General features: G+C 57.7%; 24 protein-coding genes and 1 tRNA gene. 11 read left to right on the top strand and 14 right to left on the bottom strand.

Annotated elements, in window-relative coordinates; translation table 11 throughout:
* Positions 1-64 precede the first annotated feature (64 nt).
* The 5 genes from hutH to hutI form a co-directional block, all read right to left on the bottom strand.
* Positions 65-1,585, bottom strand: a complete 1,521-nt coding sequence (hutH, locus tag QLG21_RS17660) for a histidine ammonia-lyase (RefSeq protein ID WP_006177248.1) — start codon at positions 1,583-1,585, stop codon at positions 65-67.
* The gene (gene hutU / locus QLG21_RS17655; RefSeq protein WP_282484891.1) at positions 1,582-3,270 is read right to left on the bottom strand and encodes a urocanate hydratase; all 1,689 of its coding nucleotides are present in this window, start codon (positions 3,268-3,270) and stop codon (positions 1,582-1,584) included. The genes hutH and hutU overlap by 4 nt, the downstream gene beginning before the upstream one ends.
* A gap of 125 nt (positions 3,271-3,395) precedes the next feature.
* Positions 3,396-4,130: a histidine utilization repressor gene (locus tag QLG21_RS17650; RefSeq protein WP_042321041.1), complete on the bottom strand. Its 735-nt coding sequence runs from the start codon at positions 4,128-4,130 to the stop codon at positions 3,396-3,398.
* 17 nt (positions 4,131-4,147) lie between these two features.
* Positions 4,148-5,086 carry a formimidoylglutamase gene (gene hutG, locus QLG21_RS17645; RefSeq protein ID WP_282484890.1) on the bottom strand — a complete coding sequence of 313 codons (939 nt, stop codon included), beginning with the start codon at positions 5,084-5,086 and terminating at the stop codon, positions 4,148-4,150.
* A complete protein-coding gene (gene hutI, locus QLG21_RS17640) occupies positions 5,083-6,306 on the bottom strand; it encodes an imidazolonepropionase (protein WP_282484889.1) in 1,224 nt (407 codons plus the stop codon). The genes hutG and hutI overlap by 4 nt, the downstream gene beginning before the upstream one ends.
* 224 nt (positions 6,307-6,530) lie before the next feature.
* On the opposite strand from hutI, the gene QLG21_RS17635 reads away from it, so the two are divergent.
* Entirely contained in the window at positions 6,531-7,814 is a 1,284-nt protein-coding gene (locus tag QLG21_RS17635; RefSeq protein ID WP_006177241.1) for a putative acyl-CoA thioester hydrolase, read from the top strand.
* 57 nt (positions 7,815-7,871) lie between these two features.
* Here QLG21_RS17635 and pgl read toward each other — a convergent pair whose 3' ends face one another.
* Complete coding sequence (pgl, locus tag QLG21_RS17630; protein WP_137849035.1) at positions 7,872-8,867, bottom strand: 6-phosphogluconolactonase; 996 nt, start codon at positions 8,865-8,867, stop codon at positions 7,872-7,874.
* 140 nt (positions 8,868-9,007) lie between these two features.
* Here pgl and QLG21_RS17625 point away from each other — a divergent pair, with 140 nt between their 5' ends.
* On the top strand, positions 9,008-9,826 hold the full coding sequence (locus QLG21_RS17625; RefSeq protein ID WP_006177239.1) for a pyridoxal phosphatase: 819 nt from the start codon (positions 9,008-9,010) through the stop codon (positions 9,824-9,826).
* On the opposite strand, the gene modC is transcribed toward QLG21_RS17625, so the two are convergent.
* From modC to QLG21_RS17605, 4 genes are all read right to left on the bottom strand, one after another.
* A complete protein-coding gene (gene modC, locus QLG21_RS17620; protein ID WP_137849036.1) occupies positions 9,827-10,885 on the bottom strand; it encodes a molybdenum ABC transporter ATP-binding protein ModC in 1,059 nt (352 codons plus the stop codon). It abuts the gene before it with no gap.
* Positions 10,886-10,887: 2 nt separating this feature from the next.
* Complete coding sequence (gene modB / locus QLG21_RS17615) at positions 10,888-11,577, bottom strand: molybdate ABC transporter permease subunit (protein WP_006177237.1); 690 nt, start codon at positions 11,575-11,577, stop codon at positions 10,888-10,890.
* Entirely contained in the window at positions 11,574-12,350 is a 777-nt protein-coding gene (gene modA, locus QLG21_RS17610; protein ID WP_137849037.1) for a molybdate ABC transporter substrate-binding protein, read from the bottom strand. Before modA ends, modB begins: the two co-directional genes overlap by 4 nt.
* Before the next feature lie 178 nt (positions 12,351-12,528).
* Positions 12,529-12,678, bottom strand: coding sequence for an AcrZ family multidrug efflux pump-associated protein (locus tag QLG21_RS17605; RefSeq protein WP_042321036.1), 150 nt, complete (start codon positions 12,676-12,678; stop codon positions 12,529-12,531).
* A 128-nt stretch (positions 12,679-12,806) separates the two neighbouring features.
* On the opposite strand from QLG21_RS17605, the gene modE reads away from it, so the two are divergent.
* The 7 genes from modE to gpmA all read left to right on the top strand — a co-directional run bounded on the left by modE (position 12,807) and on the right by gpmA (position 20,551).
* Entirely contained in the window at positions 12,807-13,595 is a 789-nt protein-coding gene (modE, locus tag QLG21_RS17600) for a molybdenum-dependent transcriptional regulator (protein ID WP_137849038.1), read from the top strand.
* A 67-nt stretch (positions 13,596-13,662) separates the two neighbouring features.
* Positions 13,663-15,135: a molybdate ABC transporter ATP-binding protein ModF gene (gene modF / locus QLG21_RS17595; protein WP_137849039.1), complete on the top strand. Its 1,473-nt coding sequence runs from the start codon at positions 13,663-13,665 to the stop codon at positions 15,133-15,135.
* A gap of 198 nt (positions 15,136-15,333) precedes the next feature.
* Entirely contained in the window at positions 15,334-16,350 is a 1,017-nt protein-coding gene (gene galE / locus QLG21_RS17590; RefSeq protein ID WP_282484888.1) for a UDP-glucose 4-epimerase GalE, read from the top strand.
* 9 nt (positions 16,351-16,359) lie between these two features.
* Positions 16,360-17,409 (top strand): galactose-1-phosphate uridylyltransferase, encoded by a 1,050-nt coding sequence (gene galT / locus QLG21_RS17585; protein ID WP_137849040.1) that lies wholly within the window; start codon positions 16,360-16,362, stop codon positions 17,407-17,409.
* Complete coding sequence (gene galK, locus QLG21_RS17580; protein ID WP_101738033.1) at positions 17,410-18,558, top strand: galactokinase; 1,149 nt, start codon at positions 17,410-17,412, stop codon at positions 18,556-18,558. It begins immediately after the preceding gene.
* Complete coding sequence (gene galM, locus QLG21_RS17575; protein ID WP_137849041.1) at positions 18,552-19,592, top strand: galactose-1-epimerase; 1,041 nt, start codon at positions 18,552-18,554, stop codon at positions 19,590-19,592. Before galK ends, galM begins: the two co-directional genes overlap by 7 nt.
* Before the next feature lie 206 nt (positions 19,593-19,798).
* Positions 19,799-20,551, top strand: coding sequence for a 2,3-diphosphoglycerate-dependent phosphoglycerate mutase (gpmA, locus tag QLG21_RS17570; RefSeq protein WP_006177223.1), 753 nt, complete (start codon positions 19,799-19,801; stop codon positions 20,549-20,551).
* Positions 20,552-20,612: 61 nt separating this feature from the next.
* Here the strand turns inward: gpmA and aroG are convergent, their stop codons facing one another.
* A complete protein-coding gene (gene aroG, locus QLG21_RS17565) occupies positions 20,613-21,665 on the bottom strand; it encodes a 3-deoxy-7-phosphoheptulonate synthase AroG (RefSeq protein WP_220711228.1) in 1,053 nt (350 codons plus the stop codon).
* Positions 21,666-21,970: 305 nt separating this feature from the next.
* Between aroG and QLG21_RS17560 the strand changes: the two genes are divergently transcribed.
* The gene (locus QLG21_RS17560; protein ID WP_137849042.1) at positions 21,971-22,357 is read left to right on the top strand and encodes a protein YbgS; all 387 of its coding nucleotides are present in this window, start codon (positions 21,971-21,973) and stop codon (positions 22,355-22,357) included.
* Between the two features lie 109 nt (positions 22,358-22,466).
* Complete coding sequence (gene zitB, locus QLG21_RS17555) at positions 22,467-23,399, top strand: CDF family zinc transporter ZitB (RefSeq protein WP_282484887.1); 933 nt, start codon at positions 22,467-22,469, stop codon at positions 23,397-23,399.
* Here zitB and pnuC read toward each other — a convergent pair.
* The 3 genes from pnuC to QLG21_RS17540 all read right to left on the bottom strand — a co-directional run bounded on the left by pnuC (position 23,396) and on the right by QLG21_RS17540 (position 25,492).
* Entirely contained in the window at positions 23,396-24,115 is a 720-nt protein-coding gene (gene pnuC / locus QLG21_RS17550) for a nicotinamide riboside transporter PnuC (RefSeq protein WP_137849044.1), read from the bottom strand. The two genes, zitB and pnuC, sit on opposite strands and share 4 nt — an antisense overlap.
* Before the next feature lie 22 nt (positions 24,116-24,137).
* Positions 24,138-25,181: a quinolinate synthase NadA gene (gene nadA, locus QLG21_RS17545; RefSeq protein ID WP_088207663.1), complete on the bottom strand. Its 1,044-nt coding sequence runs from the start codon at positions 25,179-25,181 to the stop codon at positions 24,138-24,140.
* Positions 25,182-25,416: 235 nt separating this feature from the next.
* Positions 25,417-25,492 (bottom strand) — tRNA-Lys (locus QLG21_RS17540).
* Between the last annotated feature and the right edge of the window lie 82 nt (positions 25,493-25,574).

Here is a 25,574-nt window from a genome sequence, read left to right as displayed (position 1 = left end):
CGCCTTTCCCGGCCTACGTGACACAGATGTAAGCCCGGTAAGCGCAGCGCCACCGGGCAAAAAATCACAACACCGAAGGCACCAGCCCCACCAGCCTGCCCTCTTCCAGCAGCGCCATCGCCTTATCAATGTCCGGCGCAAAGAAGCGATCGTCGTCGTAATGCGTAACATGCTCGCGTAATTCGTGCCGCGCCTGCTCCAGCAGCGGGCTGGATTTCAGCCCTTCGCGCAGATCGATCCCCTGACATGCCGCCAGCCACTCAACCGCCAGCACGCCGCGGGTGTTGGACGCCATCTCCCACAGGCGTCGTCCGGCGGCGGGGGCCATCGAAACATGGTCTTCCTGATTGGCTGATGTTGGCAGGCTGTCCACGCTGTGCGGATGCGACAGCGCTTTATTCTCGCTTGCCAGCGCTGCGGCGGTGACCTGGGCGATCATAAAACCCGAGTTTACCCCGCCGTTACGCACCAGGAACGGCGGCAGCTGGGACATGTGTTTGTCCATCATCAGCGCAACACGCCGTTCGGAGAGGGCACCGATTTCGGCAATCGCCAGCGCAATATTATCCGCCGCCATCGCCACGGGTTCGGCATGGAAGTTGCCGCCGGAAATCACCTCGTTTTCTTCGGCAAACACCAGCGGGTTATCCGACACGGCGTTGGCTTCGACCAGCAGCACCTCTGCCGCCTGGCGCAGCTGCGTCAGGCAGGCGCCCATCACCTGCGGCTGGCAGCGCAGCGAGTACGGGTCTTGCACCTTGTCGCAGTTGTGGTGAGATTCCGCGATGTCGCTGGAGTCGGTCAGCAGATGGCGGTACATCGCCGCCGCATCAATCTGCCCGCGCTGTCCGCGCACGTCATGAATACGCGCATCAAACGGACGACGAGAGCCGAGCACCGCTTCGGTGGTCAGCGCGCCGCAGACCACCGCAGAGGCGAACAGGTCTTCCGCTTCAAACAGGCCGCGCAGCGCAAAGGCCGTGGAGGCCTGCGTGCCGTTGAGCAGCGCCAGCCCCTCTTTGGCCGCCAGCGTAATCGGCGTTAATCCGGCTTTTTGCAGCGCCTCTTTGGCGGGAAGCCACTCCCCCTGCCAGCGTGCCTTCCCTTCGCCCAGCAGCAGCAGCGACATATGCGCCAGCGGGGCGAGATCGCCGGAGGCACCAACCGAGCCTTTCGCCGGGATCCACGGATAAACATTGGCATTGACCAGCGCCATCAGGGCCTGGATCACGCTCAGACGAATGCCGGAAAACCCGCGTGCCAGGCTGTTGATTTTGAGCACCATCATCAGGCGGACAATATTATCGTCCAGCGGCTGGCCGACGCCTGCCGCATGGGAAAGCACCAGCGAGCGCTGTAAATTTTCAAGGTCATGCGTTGCGATACGGGTCTGGGCCAGCAGGCCAAAACCGGTATTGATACCGTAGGCGGTGCGCCCTTCGGCCACAATGGCCTCGACGCAGGCCACGCTGTCGTTAATTGCCGCGTGGGCATTTTCATCAAGCGAAAGGGTCACCGGCTGACGCCAGACGTGACGCAGCTGCTTCAGCGTCAGCGAGCCAGGAGTGAGTGTTAAGGCGTTCATTGATGCTTTCCTTGTGTGGCAGGGACCATCGGCAGGTTGAGCCCCTGCTCTCTGGCACAGTCAATCGCAATCTCGTAACCCGCATCCGCGTGACGCATCACGCCGGTTGCCGGGTCGTTGTGCAGGACGCGCGCGATACGCGCGGCGGCTTCATCCGTTCCGTCACAGACGATGACCATGCCCGAGTGCTGGGAGAAGCCCATCCCCACGCCGCCGCCGTGGTGTAAAGAGACCCAGGTGGCGCCGCTGGCGGTATTCAGTAAGGCGTTGAGCAGCGGCCAGTCGGAGACCGCATCAGACCCGTCGCGCATGGCTTCGGTTTCCCGGTTTGGGCTGGCAACAGAGCCAGAATCCAGATGGTCACGACCAATGACAATCGGCGCGGAGACTTCCCCACTGCGCACCATTTCATTGAACGCCAGGCCGAGTTTTTGCCGCCATTCCAGCCCCACCCAGCAGATGCGCGCCGGCAGGCCCTGGAAGTTGATACGCTCGCGCGCCATGTCCAGCCAGCGATGCAGATGCTCATCGTCGGCCACGATCGCTTTCACTTTGGCATCGGTTTTATAGATGTCTTCCGGGTCCCCGGAGAGTGCCACCCAGCGGAACGGCCCGATGCCGCGACAGAACAGCGGGCGGATATAGGCAGGGACAAAGCCCGGGAAGTCAAAGGCGTTTGCCACGCCCATCTCTTTAGCCATCTGGCGGATGTTGTTGCCGTAGTCGAAGGTCGGGATACCGCGCTCACTGAACGCGAGCATGGCAGAGACGTGTTCAGCCATCGAGCGTTTGGCGGCCAGCGCCGTGCCTTCCGGGTCGGTTTCGGCTTTCTGCTGATACTCTTCCCAGCGCCAGCCTTTCGGCAGATAGCCGTGCAGCGGATCGTGCGCGCTGGTCTGGTCGGTGACCAGATCGGGACGCACACCGCGCGCCACCAGTTCAGGAAGGATATCCGCCGCGTTACCACACAAGGCAATCGAAACGGCTTTCCCCTCGGCGGTATATTTTTGGATACGCGCCAGCGCGTCATCCAGATCGTTCGCCTGCTCGTCCACGTAGCGGGTGCGCAGACGGAAATCGATACGGCTCTGCTGGCATTCAATATTGAGCGAGCATGCGCCAGCGAGGGTTGCAGCCAGCGGCTGCGCGCCGCCCATGCCGCCCAGCCCGGCGGTCAGAACCCAGCGGCCCTTCAGGGAACCGTTATAGTGCTGGCGACCGGCTTCAACGAAGGTTTCGTAGGTGCCCTGCACAATTCCCTGGCTGCCGATGTAGATCCAGCTTCCCGCCGTCATCTGGCCGTACATTGCCAGCCCTCTGGCGTCCAGCTCGTTAAAGTGCTCCCAGGTGGCCCAGTGCGGTACCAGGTTGGAGTTGGCGATCAGCACGCGCGGCGCGTTTTTATGGGTTTTAAAGACGCCGACCGGCTTGCCGGACTGCACCAGCAGGGTTTCGTCGCTTTCCAGATGGGTCAGGGAATTCACAATGGCGTCATAGCATTCCCAGTTACGCGCGGCGCGGCCAATACCACCATACACCACCAGCTCGTGGGGATTTTCCGCCACCTCGGGATCGAGGTTATTCATCAACATGCGCAGCGGGGCTTCGGTGAGCCAGCTTTTGGCAGTTAGCGTGGTGCCGCGCGGGGCGCGGACATCCTGCTGGCGATATTTATCTGACGACATTGTGTGCTCCTCATACAGGACAGATGATGTATTCAGATATACTTGTATAGACAAGTTCACACAAGGCTGGATTTAACAAAAAAGATACAATTTTGTTATATTGCGTTAGCTATCACGCTTTTTGCTTATGACATAAAGTGGCCCTGCAGCCGGTAGCGATTTCCCGGGAACAGCAGCTTCGCCTGGGACACAATCTGCGAGGAGGACCATGTGCGACGCCGGATAAGCAGGCACGGATCCTGCTCTTTAATCCGCAGCAGCTCGCACTCCTGCGGCGTGGCGCGAACGGCCTCGACGATGTGTTCTCCCTCGGTTAAGGGCGCCACACGTGACAGATAGGCATGCGGCGTGGTTTGGGTGTAATCCTGCTCCAGGTACTCCGGCACGCGCTCGGCGTTGACGCAGCGGTCCTCGATTTGTACCGGAACGTCATTTTCGTAATGCACCATTACCGAGTGAAAAATCCGCGTACCTTCCTTAACGTTCAGCTCCACGGCCTGCTCCGCGCTGGCCTGCGTCGCTTCCAGTACCAGCACGTCGCAGCGGTGCTGGTGGTTACGCGCAGCGATTTCGTCCGCAATGCTGCGGATTTCAAACAGGGCGGACTGCCCTTTGGGTTCGGCGACAAAGGTACCGACTCCCTGCAGACGCACCAGCAGCCCTTCGTCGGTAAGCTCGCGTAGCGCCCGGTTGATGGTCATCCGGCTAAAGCCAAACTGCGCCACCAGCTCGGCCTCGGACGGAATGCGGTCGTGCGGCTGCCACACCCCCGTGGCGATTTTTTCGCTGATCGCCTGCTTCACCTTTTCATAAAACGGGGCAGGAGGGCTGGGTGGTTCCTGCGATGAGCGTGAAAACATGGTGATTCCTTATAGTGTTATGCCCACCAGTGAGCAATTTGCCAGGCCAGTCGGGCGGCAAGCCGCGCGCCCTGCCCGTCGCGATCGTAGTGCGGGTTAAATTCAACCAGGTCCGCCGCCGCCAGTTTTCCGCTGCGGCAGATCCGTTCGATGACGGGCATCAGATCCCGCGCGGAGACCCCTAACGCCGCCGGCGCCGAGACGGCGGGCATCTCGGCGGCAGACAGCACGTCCAGATCAATCGTGAGATAGACCCGATCGGCCTGAGCCAGCACCTTTTCCAGCGAGGATAACGCATCGCGCTGAAAACAGAGATCTTCCACCAGCGTGATCTTGAGCCGTTCCGCCTCATCCCACAGCGCCTGGGTGTTTGCCGCACGGCTTACCCCCAGACAGGCGTACTGAAATTCCCGCGACTGCGCGGCGCAGTAGCCTGCAAGCTGTCGAAACGGCGTGCCGGAGGTGGCGCGCTCGGCGTTGCGCAGGTCAAGATGCGCGTCCAGATTGACGATCGCCACGCGCTCGTCCGGGAACGCATCCAGCACGCCGCGCCCGTGCGCCCACGCGGTTTCGTGTCCACCGCCGAACACCAGCGTGCGCATGCCGGATTGCTGGCATAAGGTTACCACATCGCTTAACGTCCGCTGAGCGGCTTCAAGCGCCTCGCCTGCAACCTGAACGTTGCCCGCATCCGCAAGGCGTTCATGCCCGGCATGGCTGGCCATATTGGCCAGCGCCGCGCGCAGCACATCAGGAGCCTGCGCCGCCCCGGGCCTGCCGTGGTTGCGTTTGACACCCTCATCGCATTCAAAGCCAATCAACGCGATACCTGACGCCTGCGGCGTAAACGGCTCACTCAGATCGATGGTCTGGAAAATACGTTTTGCGTTGCTGGCCTCGGCACTGTCGTCGCGCCCCTGCCAGAGCTGCCCTTGTGCGGGCTGCCACAGCGTCATGATGATTTCCCCCGAAATATGCGTTGATACAGCGGGTTGCGCCCCGGTTCGTACACCATCTCCACCGGATGCCGCGCGTCCCAGATGATGAAGTCGGCCACATAACCGGCTTTAAGCTGCCCGTGGGTTTCTCCGCGCCCAAGCGCCCGCGCCGCATGACGGGTGACACTGGCCCAGGCTTCTTCCGGGGTCAGGCCAAACTGAACGCAGGCCATATTCATCGCCAGATGCAGGCTGGCAAAGGGGCTGGTGCCGGGGTTGTAATCTGTCGCGACGGCCATCGGGACGCCCTGCTGTCGCAGCTGTTCAACCGGCGGGCGCTGGCGCTCCTGGAGAAAATAGAATGCACAGGGCAGAAGCACCGCCACCGTGCCGCTGTGCGCCATCGCCTGCACACCCTCTTCATCCAGATACTCAATATGATCGGCGGAGAGCCCGTGATAGCGGCTGACCAGCGCCGCGCCGCCGAGATTCGAGAGCTGCTCGACATGCCCTTTCACCGGAATGCCCAGCGCCGTGGCCGCCTGAAACAGGCGCTCGGTCTGCGCGGGCGTAAACCCGACGTTCTCACAGAATACATCCACCGCTTCGAACAGCCCTTTTTGCCACAGGTCGGGCATGATGTGCTCGCAGACCAGCGTCAGGTAAGCGTCCGGATCGCCGCGAAACTCCGCCGGTACCGCGTGGGCGGCCAGCAGCGTCGACCCGATCTCAATCGGATTGTCACGGGCAAGCTGGCGCGCCACCCGCAGCATCTTCTCCTCGGCGGCGGCGTTGAGTCCATATCCTGACTTGATTTCAAGAGTTGTCACGCCTTCGCGCATCAAACGCTGCAAGCGCTGTTGGGCCAGCTGCAGTAAGGTCTCCTGCGAGCTGCCGCGTGTGGCCGTGACGGTGGCGTTTATTCCCCCGCCCTGGGCGGCAATCGTCTGGTATGCCACGCCGTTCAGGCGCTGCTCCCACTCCGCCGCGCGGTCGCCGCCAAACACCAGATGGGTGTGACAGTCGATCAGGCCGGGCGTTACGAGACGCCCTTCAAGATCGATGCAGCCAGGGTGGTCGGCAGGAACATCCTCATCAGGAATGACCACCAGGAGCGTGTCTCCGCGAACCACCAGCGCGCTGTTGTCGGTAAGGCCATAGGGGGCGGGATGGTCAGGATCCATTGTTGCCAGGCGCGCATTACGCCAAATCACATCGTCAGGATGAATCTGCTGCATGGGGCTTCCGCTTGTCATGGGTTGTATAGACATTTATTTTCATCTGGCGGCGACTGTCAACCGACTTCGGGGAAAATGTTATCTATTTGTGACGACTTACCCGCCTCGCCCGGGGGAAAAATGCAACTTTTACCGTTTTTATCTTCCCGTTTCGCTCAACTTAGTATAAAAAAGCAGGCTATTTCGTCTATCCCGTTAAGACTTGCATACCCAGGAGCTTTACCTTGAACATTTCCAGGATTTCCCGTCTGGCGCTGGCACTCGCATTTGGCGTGACGTTATCCGCATGCAGCTCAACACCACCGGATCAACAGCCTTCTGAGCAGGTTGCGCCGGGAACCGCCTCCCGCCCAATCCTCTCTGCGGATGAAGCGAAAAACTTCAGCCAGGCGCGCTACTTCACGGCAATGGATCCGAATGCCGCCCCCTGGACTCCGTCTTCCATTAATCTGCCTAAGCAGCCCGATTTCGTGGTCGGCCCGGCAGGTGCGCAGGGCGTGACGCACACCTCCATTCAGGCTGCAGTCGATGCGGCGATCACCAAACACAGCGCGTCGCGTCAGTACATCGCGATCATGCCGGGTGAATACGAAGGTACCGTTTACGTACCCGCCGCACCGGGCAGCGTGACGCTGTATGGTCTGGGCGAAAAAGCCATTGATGTGAAAATTGGTCTGGCGATTGATTCTGAAATCGACACCACCACCTGGCGTCATCTGGTGAACCCGGCCGGAAAATACATGCCGGGCAAACCTGCGTGGTACATGTTTGATAACTGCCAGAGCAAACGCACCGCAACCGTGGGCGTGATGTGCTCCGCCGTTGTCTGGTCACAGAACAACGGTCTGCAGCTGCAAAACCTGACCATTCAGAACACCCTGGGCGACAGCGTGGATGCGGGCAACCATCAGGCCGTGGCGCTGCGCAGCGATGGCGACAAGGTGCAGATCAACAACGTGAATATTCTGGGCCGTCAGAACACCTTCTTCGTGACCAACAGCGGCGTGCAGAACACCCTGCAGAATAACCGTCTGACGCGCACGCTGGTGACCAATAGCTACGTTGAAGGCGATGTCGATCTGGTGTCCGGTCGCGGTGCGGTGGTCTTCGATAACACCGACTTCCGCGTGGTGAATTCCCGTACCCAGCAGGAAGGCTACGTGTTTGCGCCGGCGACACAGTCCAACCTGTTCTACGGTTTCCTGGCGGTAAACAGCCGTTTCAACGCCTCCGGTGACGGTGTGGCACAGCTGGGCCGCTCTCTGGATGTCGACGCGGCCACCAACGGCCAGGTCGTGATCCGCGACAGCGTGATCGGCGAAGGCTTCAACGTGGCGAAACCCTGGGCCGATGCAGCCATCTCTAAACGACCCTTCTCCGGCAATACCGGTACCGTGGATGATAAAGGCAACGTGCAGCGCAACCTGAACGACGCAAACTTCAACCGCATGTGGGAATACAACAACCGCGGATTGGGTAGCAAAGTGGTTGCAGAGCCGAAGCAATAAGTCTGATTCCAGACATAAAAAAACCTCGCATTTGCGAGGTTTTTTGTTTTATGACCGTCAGTGCGCGTTAACGACCACCCACATTGGCCCCTGGCCGACGGCATAGCGCCCTTTTTCTTCCAGCAGTCCCTGCACGCCTTTGATTTCATACACCGCAATATGGTGCGATTTCTGCCCTGCGGCAATCAGGAACCGACCACTGTGGTCGACATTAAAGCCGCGCGGCTGGGTTTCCGTTGGCTGGAAGCCTTCAAGAGAAAGGATGCTGCCGTCTTCGGAGACGCTGAACACGGTGATCAGGCTCGAGGTACGGTCGCAGGTATACAGATGGCGTCCGTCCGGAGTGATGTGTATGTCCGCCGCCCAGCGGGTATCGGCGAAGTCAGACGGCATCATATCCAGCGTCTGTACGCACTCAATCTGACCGTTCGGATCGCTCAGTTCCCACACGTCCACGGAACTGTTCAGCTCATTCACCACATACGCATACTGCTGGTTCGGGTGGAAGACCATGTGACGCGGGCCCGCGCCCTCAACGGTGGTGACCTCGGCGGGGGTTTGCGCCACCAGGTGACCATCGTCGCTCAGGGTAAACAGGCAGATGCGATCCTGCTTCAGCGCAGGCACCCACAGGGTGCGGTTGTCCGGCGAGATATTGGCCGAGTGGCAACCTTCCAGCCCTTCCACCACGTCCACCGTTTCAACCGGAATGCCGTCCTGAAGACGCGTCACGCTTACGCAGCCGGCGTTATACGAACCGCTGAAGATAAAGTTGCCTTTACGATCGGTTGAGATGTGTGTAGGGCTTCCCGGCAGCGGTGCTTCGGCGGTATAGGTCAGGGCGCCGTCATCTGGCGAAATGCGGTACGCCAGCACGCGAAACTCCGGGCGCACGCCAACGTAGAGAAAACGTTTATCCGGGCTGACAACCATCGGCTGGACCTGTCCCGGGACATCAACAACCTGCACCAACGTGAGCGAACCTTCGGCATTCAAACTCCAGACGTGGATCTGCTGACTTTCAGGACTGGCGGTATAAACGGTTTGTTTCATGAATACTCCTTTCCTCACTGCGCGTGAAAGTGATTATTTTTAACGGCGAATGCTGAATTGTAGTCCGGAATTTTGCAGCGATCTGCTCTCGGTGTACCATCCCCTGAGACCTTAAATTCAACATTAACCCGGAAGAACAAATGACCTCGCGTGTGATTGCACTGGATTTAGACGGAACACTGCTTACTCCTCAGAAAACCCTGCTCCCCTCTTCTGTCGACGCGCTCAAGCGCGCGCAGGAAGTGGGTTATCAACTCCTGATCGTAACGGGTCGACATCACGTTGCCATCCATCCTTTTTATCAGGCACTGGGCTTAGATACACCTGCAATTTGTTGTAATGGCACTTATTTGTATGATTATCAGGCAAAAAAGGTCCTGGAATCCGATCCGCTTCCTGTCGATCGCGCGCTGCAACTCATTGACCTGCTGGATGAGCACGACGTACACGGCCTGATGTACGTGGACGAGTCCATGATGTACGAGCGCGCCACCGGCCACGTGATCCGCACCAGCAAGTGGGCTTTGTCGCTGCCGGAAGCGCAGCGCCCGGTCTTTACGCAGGTCTCTTCTCTGCGTCAGGCGGCTCAGGAGGTTAACGCAATCTGGAAATTTGCCCTGACGGATGAAGACACCGGCAAACTGAACGCCTTCGCCAGCCGCGTAGAGCAGACCCTGGGGCTGGAGTGCGAGTGGTCCTGGCATGACCAGGTGGACATTGCGCGTAAAGGCAACAGCAAAGGCAAGCGCCTGACGCAGTACGTCGAATCTCAGGGCGGGTCAATGCAGGACGTGATTGCGTTTGGCGACAACTACAACGACATCAGCATGCTGGAAGCTGCCGGTACGGGCGTGGCAATGGGCAATGCCGATGACGCGGTAAAAGCGCGTGCTAACGTGGTGATTGGGGACAACACCGTCGACAGCATCGCGCAATATATTTATACCCACCTGCTGTAATCAGGTGGTGATCGAGACGCTCTTGATTTGCGCGTAGAGCCACAGGCCGGGTTTGATGCCGAGCTCATCCCTGGCCCACGGACTGATGCGCGCCCAGAGCGTCTTGCTGCCCACCTCGAGCTTCACCTCGACCTGCCCGTTATCGTCTAAACACTCTGCCACCTTCGCACGCAAAATATTGCGGATGCTGGTTTGTAGCGGCGGCTGCAGCACTAACGAGACGTCCGAGGCCTGTATACGAATACGCAGCGCAGACTGCAACGGTTTATCGATCCTGTTGACCCACAGATGCTGGTCACCCAGCGCGAGCGCGGTCATGGCATAGTGCGGATGGTGCTCAAGCACGTTGACCTTGAGAATGCTGCTCTGCTGCTCTTTGGGTAGCCACGGGTGCATCACGCTGCTGCCCCAAACCGCCTCCAGATTGCCAAACGCCTTGACGCTGCCGTCTTCCAGCACCAGCACGTTATCTGCCAGATGCAGGATCTCATCCAGCGAATGGCTGACGTACAGCATCGGAATATTGATTTCGCGCGCCAGACGCTGGAGATACGGCAGCAGTTCACGTTTGCGCGGAATGTCCAGCGAAGCCAGCGGCTCGTCGAGCAGCAGCAGCTCCGGCGCGGTCAGCAATGCACGGCCAATCGCCACGCGCTGTTTCTCCCCGCCTGAAAGCGCCGACGGCAGCCGGTCGAGAAGCGGTTCAATCCCCAGCAGCGCCACCAGCTTATCAAACTGCCCGGACATGCTTTTCGCCATGCCGTAGCGCAGATTACCGCGCACGCTGTAGTGCGGGAACAACCGCGCGTCCTGGAACACGTAGCCGATCCGCCGCTTTTCGGGTGCCAGGTAAATCTTGTTTTCCACGTCATTTAAGACGCGGTTATTCAGCACGATGCGCCCGGACTGCGGGCGCGTCAGGCCGCTAATGGCATTGATGAGCGAGGTTTTCCCGGCGCCCGACACGCCAAAAATGGCGGTGATGCCGCTCGCGGGCAGCGTTTCGTTGAGCGTGAGGCAGTGGCTTCCCAGCGTCTGGGTAAAATGAAGTTCCAGCATGATTATTTCCCCATCCGCTCACGGCTAAGGCGCGCCAGCCACTCAGACACCAGCAGCGACGCCAGCGCCAGCACAATGGCGATAATACACAGCCGCGCCGCCGCGCCTTCCCCGCCAGGAGTTTGAATGAGGGTGTACATCGCCGACGGGAGGGTCCGCGTCTCGCCAGGAATATTCGAGACAAAGGTAATGGTGGCACCAAATTCGCCGAGCGATCGCGCGAAGGCCAGCACGGTGCCAACAATAATGCCCGGCAGGGTAAGCGGCAGCGTGATGGTGAAAAAGACCCGCCAGCGCCCCGCGCCCAGGGTGCGGGCAGCCTGTTCCAGTTTGATATCAACGCCTTCCAGCGCCAGGCGAATGGCCCTGACCATCAGCGGGAATGACATCACCGCTGCCGCCAGCACGGCCCCGCGCCAGCTGAAGGCAAACGTCAGGCCGAACCAGTCGTACAGCCGTTCGCCGATAAAACCGCGTCGCCCCATCGAGATCAGTAGCAAATAGCCAACGACCACGGGCGGTAAAACAAGCGGGAGATGAAGCACGCTGTCGAGCAGGGCTTTGCCTGGGAACCGGCAGCGAACCAGTAGCCAGGCAAAGAAGATCCCGAAGGGTAAACTCAGTACAACTGCCAGGGAGGAGACTTTAAGGCTCAGCAGCACGGCCTGCCATTCAGGATCGGTCAACATCATTCGTGAGTCGTAAATCCGTAACGTTTAAAGATGGCTGACGCTTCCGGCCCCTTCAGGTAATCATAAAAGGCCGTTACCGCCGCATTTTTGTGCCCGTCAACAATCGCAACAGGGTATTCCACTTTCTTGTGCGAGTCTTCCGGGAAGGTGCCAACAACTTTTACCCCTTTGCTGGCGACGGCATCAGAGCCGTAGACGATGCCCAGTGGCGCTTCGTTGCGCTCAACCAGCGCCAGCGCGCCGCGGACATCTTCAGCCGGGGCCAGATTCGGCGACAGTGACGCCCACGCGCCCAGCTTCTGCAGCGCCTCTTTAGCATAAATCCCGGCCGGGACATGTGCCGGATCGCCAACGGCCAGTCGACCACCGTTCAGCAGGCGTATCCACGGGGTCTCTTTGCTGATGTTAATGTCGCCCTGCGCGCTGTCTTTCGGTGCCACTACCACCAGGCTGTTGCCCAGCAGCGTTTCGCGGGTGGCGGTATCAACGGATTTTTTCTCTACCACATAATCCATCCACTTCTGGTCGGCGGAGATAAACAGATCCGCAGGCGCACCCGCTTCAATCTGACGGGCAAGGGTGGACGACGAGGCAAACGAGGAGACCACATCAACGTTTTTCTCTTTCTTATATGCGGTCGCGATATCCTGCATAGCATTGGTGAGCGATGCAGCCGCAAAAATCGTGATTTTACCCTCGTCAGCCAGCGCGTGTCCGGCCAGAGAAAGCGTCAGCGTTGCCCCTGCGAAAAGGCGTACCCATGTACCTGCCATTTGTAGCTCCTGTGCATTTCGTTATATACATATAAATATAACGATAACCGCAGGGATATCCTAGCGTTAAATCGTACCGATTAATGAGTAAACCCGGCTACTGCAGAAATAACTATCGGCGGAAAGGGGAAAAACTTGAGAGCAAAACGCCCGGGCTGGCCGGGCGTTCTGAGGGGAATTATTGCTGCTTTTTAGGCTGGTCTCTGTGACCGATGTTCGAAAAGACGTTGAACACTTCACCCAGGCCGTAGATGGCACCGAGGATGATAGCCATCACTACTGGTACCATGATCACGGCGAATACCAGACTCTTCAACAACTCTAACATGGTTTTCTCCAGATTGTGTGAATCGCTTTATTCTACCCTGAACGATAAGAAAAACATCCCCTTTTGTGCGGTGCGCTTTGCGCGCTGCGCCATTTGGGTCACAATACCCTTTTTGCCAGGACATTGTTATGCAGGCCGAAATTCTCCTCACTCTCCGTCTTCAGCAGAAGCTTTTCGCCGATCCGCGACGCATCGCCCTGCTTAAACAAATAGAACAGACTGGTTCAATTAGCCAGGGGGCGAAAAACGCAGGCATCAGCTACAAAAGCGCCTGGGACGCCATCAACGAGATGAACACCCTGAGCGAGCAAACGCTGGTTGACCGGGCGACGGGCGGAAAAGGCGGTGGCGGCGCGGTGCTTACCCGCTACGGGCAACGCCTGATCCAGCTTTACGATCTGCTGGCCCAAATCCAGCAGAAAGCGTTTGACGTGCTGAGCGATGACGACAACGTTCCGCTGGATAGCCTGCTGGGAGCTATTTCGCGCTTTTCGCTGCAAACCAGCGCCCGCAATCAGTGGTTCGGCACGGTCACGGCGCGTGATAATTCGCAGGTTCAGCAACAAATTGAGATCCTGCTTGCCGACGGCACCACCCGCATTAAGGCCGCCATCACCGCGCAAAGCGGCCAGCGCCTGGGGCTGGAAGAAGGCAAAGAGGTGCTGGTGTTACTCAAAGCCCCCTGGGTGAGCATGACCCGCCAGCCGGAGCAGGCTAAAGAGGCGGATAACCAGCTGCAGGGCACCATTAGCCATATTGAACGCGGCGCGGAGCAGTGCGAAGTGCTGATGACGTTGCCCGACGGGCAGATGCTTTGCGCCACGGTCCCACTGCACGACGCGGCGGATCTGGAGGAAGGTGCTGAAGTCACCGCATATTTCAACGCGGACCGGGTGATTATCGCCACATTATGCTAAGCGCATTGACAATCGTGCCGACAGTGGGTATCCCTGACATATATTGCTGCAAAAAATGGGATAAATCATGTCATCATTGCATATTTCGCAAGGCACGTTTCGTCTTAGCGATACCCGAACGCTGTCGCTTCCTGATTTAACGCTGCGTGCCGGTGAGAGCTGGGCGTTTGTCGGCACAAACGGCAGCGGAAAATCGGCTCTTGCCCGCGCGCTGGCCGGAGAGCTTACACAGCTCAAGGGTGAACGCCGCTGTACCTTTACCCGCCTAACGCGCCTCTCGTTCGAACAGTTGCAAAAGCTGGTCAGCGATGAGTGGCAGCGCAACAACACCGATCTGCTTAGCCCCGGAGAAGAAGATACTGGCCGCACCACGGGGGAGATCATTCAGGATGCGGTCAAAGACGACGCGCGCTGCAGGCACCTGGCGGAGCAGTTTGGCATCACCGCCCTTCTCGGGCGCCGCTTTAAATACCTTTCTACCGGCGAGACGCGCAAAACGCTGTTGTGCCAGGCACTGATGAGCGAGCCGGACCTGCTGATCCTCGACGAGCCGTTTGACGGGCTGGACGTGCAGTCCCGCGCCCAGCTGGCGACCCTGCTGGAGAGGCTCAATCAGCAGGGTTACACGCTCGTGCTGGTGCTGAACCGCTTCGATGAGATCCCGGATTTTGTGCAAAACGCAGGCGTGCTGGCCGACTGTAACCTGACCGAAACCGGTGAGAAATCCGCCCTGCTCAAACAGGCGCTGATTGCTCAGCTGGCCCACAGCGAGAAACTGGACGGTATTGCGCTTCCGGAACCGGATACCCTTTCCGCGCGCCACGATTTGGACCCCCACCAGCCGCGCATTGTACTGCGCGACGGTGTGGTGTCGTACGACGATCGCCCTATCCTTAATCATCTGAGCTGGACGGTAAACCCCGGTGAGCACTGGCAGGTTGTTGGCCCTAACGGCGCGGGGAAATCCACGCTGTTAAGCCTGATTACCGGCGATCATCCGCAGGGCTACAGTAACGATCTTACGCTGTTTGGCCGCCGTCGCGGCAGCGGCGAAACCATCTGGGATATCAAAAAGCATATTGGCTACGTCAGCAGCAGCCTGCATCTGGATTATCGCGTCAGCACGACGGTGCGCAACGTGATCCTCTCGGGCTTTTTTGACTCCATCGGCATTTATCAGGCGGTGTCGGATAAACAGCACAAGCTGGCGCAGCAGTGGCTGGATATTCTGGGGATGGATAACCGCGTGGCGGATGCCCCTTTTCACAGCCTCTCGTGGGGCCAGCAACGGCTGGCGCTGATCGTTCGCGCGCTGGTAAAACACCCGACGCTGCTGATCCTCGACGAGCCGTTGCAGGGGCTGGACCCGCTCAACCGTCAGCTGATCCGCCGCTTTGTGGATGTGCTGATTAGCGAAGGCGAGACGCAGCTGCTGTTTGTCTCCCACCATGCGGAAGACGCCCCCGCCTGCATCACCCATCGGCTGGAATTTGTGCCAGACGGCGAGTGCTACCGTTACCTTCTCAGCAAAATCGACTGACCCCGGAGGGCGGTGCCCTCCTCTTTTCAGACTACCTGCAGCACTAAATCTATCTCTTTGATCTATAATGCCCTCTGGCCCCCCGAACAGGTGCGTGAAAACCAGTGTAAGCGATTCCACTATTTTATCCCATGTCACACTTTTGTCGTCTCTGTTATGCTATGGTTAATTCATACCATAAGCCCAATGGAGCGAAATATGCGAGTTCTGGTAACAGGTGGTAGCGGTTACATAGGAAGTCATACCTGCGTGCAGCTGCTGCAAAACGGTCATGATGTCATCATCCTCGATAACCTGTGCAATAGTAAGCGCAGAGTGCTGCCTGTGATTGAACGTCTTGGCGGTAAACAGCCCACTTTCGTGGAAGGCGACATCCGCAACGAAGCGTTGATGACCGAGATCCTTCACGATCACGCGATTGAAACCGTGATCCACTTCGCTGGCCTGAAAGCGGTTGGCGAATCGGTGGCAAAACCGCTGGAGTATTACGACAATAACGTCAACGGCACGCTGCGGTTAATCTCGGCGATGCGCGCGGCGAACGTTAAAAACTTCATCTTCAGCTCATCCGCGACCGTCTACGGCGATCAGCCCAAAATCCCTTACGTTGAAAGCTTCCCGACCGGCACGCCGCAAAGCCCGTATGGCAAAAGCAAGCTGATGGTCGAGCAGATCCTGACTGATTTACAGAAAGCACAGCCGGAGTGGAGCATTGCGCTGCTGCGCTATTTCAACCCGGTCGGCGCGCATCCATCAGGCGATATGGGCGAAGATCCGCAGGGTATTCCCAATAACCTGATGCCGTACATCGCCCAGGTTGCCGTTGGCCGTCGCGAATCGCTGGCCATTTTTGGCAACGACTATCCAACCGAAGACGGTACCGGCGTGCGCGACTATATCCACGTGATGGACCTGGCCGACGGCCACGTGGCGGCCATGCAGCAGCTGGCTGGCAAAGCGGGCGTGCATATTTATAACCTCGGTGCCGGGGTCGGCAGCAGCGTGCTCGACGTGGTCAATGCCTTCAGCAAAGCCTGCGGGAAGCCGGTGAATTACCACTTTGCCCCACGCCGCGACGGCGACCTTCCCGCTTACTGGGCAGATGCCACCAAAGCCGATAAAGAGCTTAACTGGCGTGTCACCCGCACGCTCGATGAAATGGCACAAGATACCTGGCACTGGCAGTCACGCCACCCGCAAGGCTATCCGGACTAAGGATTTGTCATGACGCAATTCAACCCCGTCGATCACCCGCATCGTCGTTTTAACCCGCTCAGCGGGCAATGGATTTTGGTCTCTCCGCATCGCGCCAAGCGCCCCTGGCAGGGGGCGCAAGAGACGCCTGCAAAACAGACGCTGCCCCAGCACGACCCGGACTGTTTCCTCTGTCCGGGCAATACGCGCGTGACCGGTGACAAAAACCCGGACTATAAAGGCACCTTCGTCTTTACCAACGATTTTGCCGCGCTGATGACCGACACGCCGGATGCGCCGGAAAGCCACGATCCGCTGATGCGCTGCGAAAGCGCCCGCGGAACCAGCCGCGTGATCTGTTTCTCGCCGGATCACAGCAAAACGCTGCCGGAGCTGAGCGTGGAGGCGCTTAAAGAGGTGGTCAGCACCTGGCAAGCGCAGACGGCAGAGCTGGGCCAAACCTACCCGTGGGTGCAGGTGTTTGAAAATAAAGGCGCGGCCATGGGCTGCTCCAACCCGCATCCGCACGGCCAGGTCTGGGCGAACAGCTTCCTGCCGAATGAAGCCGAGCGCGAAGATCGCCTGCAAAAAGCCTATTTTGCCGAAAACGGCTCGCCGATGCTGGTGGACTATACCCAGCGCGAGCTGGCCGACGGCAGCCGTACCGTGGTCGAAACCGAACACTGGCTGGCGGTAGTGCCCTACTGGGCGGCGTGGCCGTTTGAAACGCTTCTGCTGCCAAAAGCGCACGTTCAGCGCATCACCGATCTCAGCGATGCCCAGCGCGATGACCTTGCTCTGGCGCTGAAGAAGCTGACCAGCCGTTACGACAATCTCTTCCAGTGCTCCTTCCCGTACTCCATGGGCTGGCACGGGGCGCCGTTCAACGGTGAAGAGAATGCACACTGGCAGCTGCATGCCCATTTCTATCCGCCGCTGCTGCGTTCCGCGACGGTGCGTAAATTTATGGTGGGCTACGAAATGCTGGCGGAAACCCAGCGCGACCTGACGGCAGAACAAGCGGCAGAGCGTCTGCGTGCCGTGAGCGATGTCCACTACCGCGAATCAGGAGTCGAATAAATGAGTCTGAAAGATAAAACACAGTCCCTGTTTGCTGAAAAATTTGGCTACCCTGCCACCCACGTTATCCAGGCCCCCGGGCGCGTGAACCTTATCGGGGAGCATACCGATTATAACGACGGTTTTGTTCTGCCCTGTGCCATCGACTACCAGACGGTGATCAGCTGCGCCACGCGCGACGACCGCACCGTGCGCGTGATCGCGGCAGACTACGACAATGAGATCGACGAGTTTTCTCTCGATGCCCCTGTCGTGACCCACGACACACAACAGTGGTCGAACTATGTGCGCGGTGTGGTGAAGCATCTGCAGCAGCGTAACAAAAATTTTGGCGGCGCAGATTTAGTCATCAGCGGCAACGTTCCGCAAGGGGCGGGCTTAAGCTCGTCGGCCTCGCTGGAAGTGGCGGTCGGTACCGTGTTCCAGCAGCTTTACCATCTGCCGCTGGACGGGGCGCAAATTGCCCTTAACGGCCAGGAAGCAGAAAACCAGTTCGTGGGCTGTAACTGCGGCATTATGGATCAGCTTATCTCCGCGCTGGGCAAAAAAGAGCATGCCCTGCTGATTGACTGCCGCTCTCTCGGCACTAAAGCCGTGCCACTGCCGAAGGGCGCTGCGGTGGTGATTATTAACAGTAATTTCAAACGTACCCTGGTGGGCAGCGAGTACAACACCCGCCGCGAGCAGTGCGAAACCGGGGCCCGCTTCTTCCAGCAGCCCGCGCTGCGCGATGTCACACTCGACGAGTTCAATAAGGTGGCGCACGAGCTGGACCCGACCGTGGCAAAACGCGTGCGTCACGTCCTGACGGAAAACGCGCGTACCGTTGAAGCCGCCTCCGCGCTCGAAAAAGGTGACCTCAAACGCATGGGTGAGCTAATGGCTGAATCTCACGCCTCCATGCGCGATGATTTCGAAATCACCGTTCCGCAGATCGACACCCTGGTCGAGATTGTTAAAGCGGCTATCGGCGATAACGGTGGCGTGCGCATGACCGGTGGCGGTTTTGGTGGCTGTATCGTGGCGCTGATCCCTGAAGACCTGGTGCCTGTGGTCCAGGACGCCGTGGCGAAGCAGTACGAAGCCAAAACGGGCATCAAAGAGACATTCTATGTCTGTAAAGCCTCACAAGGAGCCGGACAGTGCTAAAAGAGACGCCAAACCTCGCACCGGATGGACTGCCGTATCGCCTGTTAACCCTGCGCAATGAAGCAGGGATGGTGGTGACGCTGATGGACTGGGGCGCTACCCTGCTCTCCGCCCGCGTGCCGATGCCGGATGGCAGCGTGCGCGAAACCCTGCTCGGCTGCGCATCACCGGAACAGTATGTTACTCAGACGGCCTATCTTGGCGCGTCGGTGGGCCGTTATGCCAACCGTATTGCGCAGAGCCGCTTCGAACTCGACGGCGTCGGGTATGCCCTCCTGCCAAGCCAGGGTGACAATCAACTGCACGGTGGGCCGGAAGGCTTCGATAAACGCCGCTGGAAAATCGTTCAGCAGAACGACGGGGAAGTGCTGTTTTCGCTGGATTCGCCCGATGGCGACCAGGGTTTCCCGGGCGCGCTCTCTGCCTCGGCACGCTTTACCCTGACCGACGATAACCGCATTGCCATTGAGTATCGCGCGACGGTGGATCAACCTTGTCCGGTTAATCTCACCAACCATGCCTACTTCAACCTGGACGGCAACACCAGCGACGTGCGTCAGCACAAGCTGCAGATACTGGCCGATGAATACCTGCCGGTAGATGAGATGGGCATCCCGTATCAGGGGCTGAAAGCCGTAAGCGGCAACAGCTTCGATTTCCGCACGGCTAAGCCCATCGGCCAGGATTTCCTGAGCGATGACGACCAGCGTAAGGTGAATGGCTACGACCACGCCTTCCTGCTCCAGGCGAAAGGCGATGCGCGCCAGCCTGCCGCTCAGCTGTGGTCAACCGATGAGAAACTGCAGATGACGGTCTACACCACCGCCCCGGCCCTGCAGTTTTATTCGGGCAATTACCTCAACGGTACTGCGGCGCGCGAGGGGGATGAATACCGTAACTGGCAGGGCGTGGCGCTGGAAAGTGAATACTTGCCCGACAGCCCTAACCACCCGGAATGGCCGCAGCCAGACTGCGTGCTGCGTCCGGGTGAAGAGTACGTCAGCGTGACGGTTTATCATTTTATCCCGCACTGATACTCAACCCTCCTGACGGAGGGTTTTTTTACGCCACAATGCTGAAAATAGCGCCGATCGCAGACAAAATCATAACCCAGGATTCACAAGCATCTTACACTCGGAGACTATTTTCGCTATGGTTAGGGTTAAGCGTTGCTGCTGGCACGGCCACAGCAATATAATGAGAATTGTTATCATTCAATAAAGCTTATGAGGAGTAAGAGATGGCTATAACTAAGCTGGTCCTGGTACGCCACGGCGAAAGCCAGTGGAACAACGAAAACCGCTTCACCGGTTGGTACGACGTTGATCTGTCCGAGAAAGGCGTAAGCGAAGCAAAAGCAGCAGGTAAGCTGCTGAAGGAAGAAGGCTTCAGCTTTGATTTTGCTTACACCTCTGTGCTGAAACGTGCCATCCATACCCTGTGGAACGTGCTGGACGAACTGGATCAGGCCTGGCTGCCGGTTGAGAAATCCTGGAAACTGAACGAACGTCACTACGGTGCGCTGCAGGGCCTGAACAAAGCGGAAACCGCTGAAAAATACGGTGACGAGCAGGTTAAGCAGTGGCGTCGCGGTTTCGCGGTCACGCCACCAGAGCTGAGCAAAGATGACGAGCGCTACCCGGGCCATGACCCACGCTACGCAAAACTGACCGATGCAGAACTGCCGCAGACTGAAAGCCTGGCGCTGACCATCGATCGCGTTGTGCCTTACTGGAACGAAACCATCCTGCCACGCCTGAAAAGCGGCGAGCGCGTGATCATCGCCGCTCACGGTAACTCCCTGCGTGCGCTGGTGAAATACCTGGACGATATGGGTGAAGACGAGATCCTCGAACTGAATATCCCAACGGGCGTACCGCTGGTGTATGAATTCGATGAAAACTTCAAACCTGTCAAACACTACTATCTGGGCAACGCTGACGAGATCGCGGCAAAAGCGGCGGCCGTAGCGAACCAGGGTAAAGCGAAGTAAGTTTCGTAAGCCATAAAAAAAGCGTGGAGCAATCCACGCTTTTTTATTTGCCCTGAATGGCTCAGCCGCGGCGGGCTTTTACCGCATTCGCCAGCTGGCGCAGAAGCGCGTCGGTGTCTTCCCAGCCAATGCAGGCATCCGTTATGCTCTTGCCGTAAACCAGCGGCTCGCTGCCTTCCAGGTTCTGATTACCTTCGACCAGATGGCTCTCAATCATCACCCCAATCACCGCGTGTTCACCGTTGGCAATTTGCTGACAAACGTCGGCCCCGACGTCCATCTGCTTTTTAAACTGCTTGCTGGAGTTGGCATGGCTGAAATCGATCATTACCTGCGGTGCCAGGCCGGCTTTTTCCAGACCGGCTTTCACCTCTGCCACGTGTTTTGCACTGTAGTTCGGCTCTTTACCGCCGCGCAGAATGATATGGCAGTCACCGTTACCGCTGGTGTTCACGATGGCGGAGTGGCCCCATTTGGTCACTGACAGGAAACAGTGTGGCGCACCCGCTGCGTTGATGGCGTCGATAGCCACTTTGATGGTGCCGTCGGTGCCGTTTTTAAACCCAACCGGGCAAGAGAGGCCAGAGGCCAGCTCGCGGTGAACCTGAGATTCGGTGGTACGCGCGCCAATTGCGCCCCAGCTCATCAGGTCCGCCAGGTATTGTGGCGTAATCATATCGAGGAATTCGCCGGCAGCGGGCAGACCGCTGTCGTTAATCTCCAGCAGCAGCTTACGGGCGATGCGAAGGCCGTCGTTAATCTGGAAGCTGTTGTCCATATGCGGATCGTTAATCAGCCCTTTCCAGCCCACGGTGGTGCGCGGTTTTTCAAAGTAGACGCGCATGACGATTTCCAGCTCGTCCTTCAGCTCTTCACGCAGAGTTTTCAAGCGTGCGGCATACTCTTTGGCGGCCGCAGGATCGTGAATAGAGCACGGACCAATCACCACTAACAGACGATCGTCATTACCTTTCAGGATCTTGTGGATCGCTTTGCGTGCATGAGACACCGTGTTGGCGGCATTCTCCGTAGCGGGGAATTTTTCAAGGAGTGCTACAGGCGGTAATAACTCATTGATCTCTTTAATGCGTAAATCGTCGTTCTGATAGTTCATCTCTTTTCCAGCTCTGCCATATCTTTTGTAAGGAATGCAATCCTTTCAATCTATCTCGTCGACCGGGAAGTGTAAACGGGCTTTTACACTTCAGGCAGATAATTCCTGGAATGAGCCAAAAAAACGCCACAAAATAGCGAAAAATGAGATCTGACCTAAACTTTTTAACTGTAACAACTAAATTTGTTTGCTTAAACGCGATTCCATATCGCCATAAGTTCGGTTAGTGGAATCTTTCGCCACACAACGTGATGCACAAGTTGGAAATGTTATTCAGCATAACGACCAAAAACAGGAGCAACATCATGAAAATGACGAAACTGGCTACACTTTTCCTGACAGCTACTCTCTCAATGGCTAGCGCCAGCGCCCTTGCGGCCGAGACGGGCTCATCTGACAGCAATGGCGATGCAAACGCAGCCGCCGCGGCAGGTCAGGTTGCCCCGGACGCTAAGCAGAATATCGCCCCTAACAACGTTGATAACAGCAATATCAACACCGGCAACACGAATACCAATACCACCGGCACGACCGACGGTACCATGCAGCATCAAAACGGCACCATGTCTCACGACGGCATGACCAAAGATGAAGTGCATAAAAACTCAATGTGTAAAGACGGCAAATGTCCAAACCCGAATGACAAAGTGGGTAGCGACGCCGACACTAAAACCGACGGTACAACCCAGTAATCCTTAGGTAAACGTGAATATGAAAGGAGAGCTTCGGCTCTCCTTTCTTTTTTGTGAAAAATATTAAAAAATCGACACTTACTTATCCCAACGTATCAGGAACGATCCCATGGCGCACTCACATTCCCATACCGCCGGTGACGATAACGCCAAACGGCTGTTGCTGGCTTTTGGCGTCACCGCGACGTTTATGGTCATAGAAGTTATTGGCGGGCTGGTTTCCGGTTCCCTGGCGCTGCTGGCCGATGCCGGGCATATGCTCACCGATGCTGCCGCCCTGCTCTTTGCCCTGCTGGCCGTTCAGTTTGCTCGCCGCCCTGCCAACGCGCGCCATACGTTTGGCTGGCTCAGGCTGACCACGCTTGCCGCGTTTGTGAATGCCATTGCGCTGGTGGTGATTACTATCCTGATTGTCTGGGAGGCGTTCCAGCGCTTCAGACACCCGCAGCCCGTCGCGGGCGCTACCATGATGGTCATCGCGATTGCCGGTTTGCTGGCGAATCTTCTGGCATTCTGGATTTTGCATCGGGGCAGCAGCGAAAAGAACCTTAACGTACGCGCCGCGGCGCTGCACGTGCTGGGCGATTTGCTTGGCTCTGTGGGCGCCATCGTGGCGGCGCTGATTATCATGGGCACAGGGTGGACGCCAATCGACCCGATACTTTCCGTTCTGGTATCGTGCCTGGTCCTGCGCAGCGCCTGGCAGCTGTTGAAAGAGAGCGTGAACGAGCTGCTGGAAGGCGCGCCGACATCGCTGGACATCGGCGAGCTTAAGCGCAACCTGAGCCGCTCAATACCCGAAGTACGTAACGTTCACCATGTTCACGTCTGGCTGGTGGGCGAGAAACCGATCATGACGCTGCATGTTCAGGTGATCCCCCCTCATGACCATGATGCTTTGCTAGGGCGTATTCAGCACTTTCTGGAGCATCATTACGACATCGCGCACGCCACCATCCAGATGGAGTATCAGCCGTGTAACGGACCAGACTGCGACCTGAATGAGGCGCAGCCTGGCCATTCACACCATCATCACCATTAATGCGACAGTGCGCGGGAGCCTCGCTCGCGTGCGCTCTTGATCCACATCCGGCTGCCGTTCAGCGCGATGAAGGTCAGGAGCAGATACTCCAGCGACATCGCGTAGACACCCTGCAACGCAAAGATCACTACGCTTATTACGTTGATAATGACCCACAGGAGCCAGTTTTCAACATATTTGCGGGTCATCAGGACCATGGCTGCAATCGACAAGACCATCATGCACGAATCCCAGAACGGGAAGGCATCCGGCTGAAGCGCTGGCATGGTGACGTTCAACCCGAGGCCAGACATCACCGAGACCGCCACTCGGGTCAGGAAGGCGAACACCGGGTTGATATATGCTGTCATTAAACCTATCGCCACCACGCAGGCCACAAGCCAGGCAATCGCTTTTGGCAAGGGTAGCCAACGGATTTGCAGCTCCGCCTCCTGTTGGCTGTTCTGACGCGACCAGGCGTACCAGCCGTAAATATTCGCCACGAAAAAGAACAGCTGTAAAAGCAGGCTGGCATAAAGCTGGATCTGGAAGAAAATAATCGCAAAGAGCGTGACGTTTATCAGCCCGAAAGCGTAGTTAACAATCTTCTCAAGGCTTGCCAGCCAGATGCAAAGCAAACCCGCCAGCGTGCCAACGGCTTCAATCCATGACAGGTCATAGCCACCCGCACCAATCGGTATATGAACCAGGATGTTCTGTGTGCTAAAAAAATCCATCTTTTCCCCGAGACGTAATGAATTAAGTTCGTAGTGTAGCCGCAAAATCCAGCATGCGGTTAAGCGGAATTAATGCGCCCTGACGCAACGCGGGGTCGACGTGGATTTCATGCGCTGCTCCCCCGTTTTCCAGCCCTTCGGCAATGGCCTTCAGGCCGTTCATCGCCATCCATGGACAATGGGCGCAGCTGCGGCAGGTCGCTCCTTCCCCGGCGGTTGGAGCTTCGAGCAGCTCCTTGTCAGGCACGGCCTGCTGCATTTTGTAGAAGATGCCGCGATCGGTCGCCACTATAAGCTGCTTATGCGGCAGGGTTTTCGCAGCGTTAATCAGCTGGCTGGTTGAACCGACGGCATCGGCGAGGTCCACAATGGATTGTGGCGACTCCGGATGCACCAGAATAGCCGCTTCGGGATAGAGGCCCTTCATCCGCATCAGCGCCTGTGTTTTGAATTCGTCATGAACAATACAGGCCCCCTGCCAGCAGAGGATATCCGCGCCGGTTTGTTTCTGAACATAGTGTCCAAGATGGCGATCGGGTGCCCAGATGATCTTCTCACCGAGGCTGTCGAGATGCTCAATCAGCTCAACGGCAATGCTTGAGGTCACGACCCAGTCGGCACGCGCTTTAACCGCTGCGGAGGTATTGGCGTACACCACCACGGTCCGGTCCGGATGCGCGTCGCAGAAGGCTGTGAACGCATCGACAGGACAGCCGAGGTCGAGGGAGCATTCGGCATTCAGGGTGGGCATCAGGATGGTTTTTTCAGGGCTTAAGATTTTTGCCGTTTCGCCCATAAAACGCACGCCAGCCACCAGCAGCGTAGAAGCAGGATGCTTCGCGCCAAAACGTGCCATTTCCAGGGAATCAGAGATACAGCCGCCCGTCTCTTCCGCCAGCTGCTGGATTTCCGGGTCGGTGTAGTAATGCGCCACCATCACCGCGTCGCGCGCTTTAAGAAGACCTTTGATCTTCTCGCGGTAAAACTGTTTTTCGTCCCGGCTCAGCGGAGCGGGCTTTGGCGGGAAGGGATAGATTGCGGCTTCTGGATCAAACATCACGCTCATTATGGCTTCTCGTTTTACTGGCTTAACAATATTGCCCTTGTTTTGCAGGAGAGAGCAAAATGAGCGGCAATGTGTTTTATATACTAAACAAGATAGCGAATGTGCGAAGAAAAGTCATCGGAAATAGATGCGTGCAGCATTTGTCGGGTGGCGGCTTCGCCTTACCCGACCTACAGGGATAACTCTTCGGGAATTGCAGAAAGCAAAAAAGCGCCTTTAGGGCGCTTTTTTACATTGGTGGGTCGTGCAGGATTCGAACCTGCGACCAATTGATTAAAAGTCAACTGCTCTACCAACTGAGCTAACGACCCCTTGCGGGATTTACTGCTTTGTCTTCGAAGTGGTGGGTCGTGCAGGATTCGAACCTGCGACCAATTGATTAAAAGTCAACTG

It is taken from the genome of Enterobacter sp. V87_3 (assembly GCF_029967835.1).
GTDB lineage: Bacteria > Pseudomonadota > Gammaproteobacteria > Enterobacterales > Enterobacteriaceae > Enterobacter > Enterobacter cancerogenus.
This window is presented reverse-complemented; position numbering and strand designations above follow the sequence as displayed.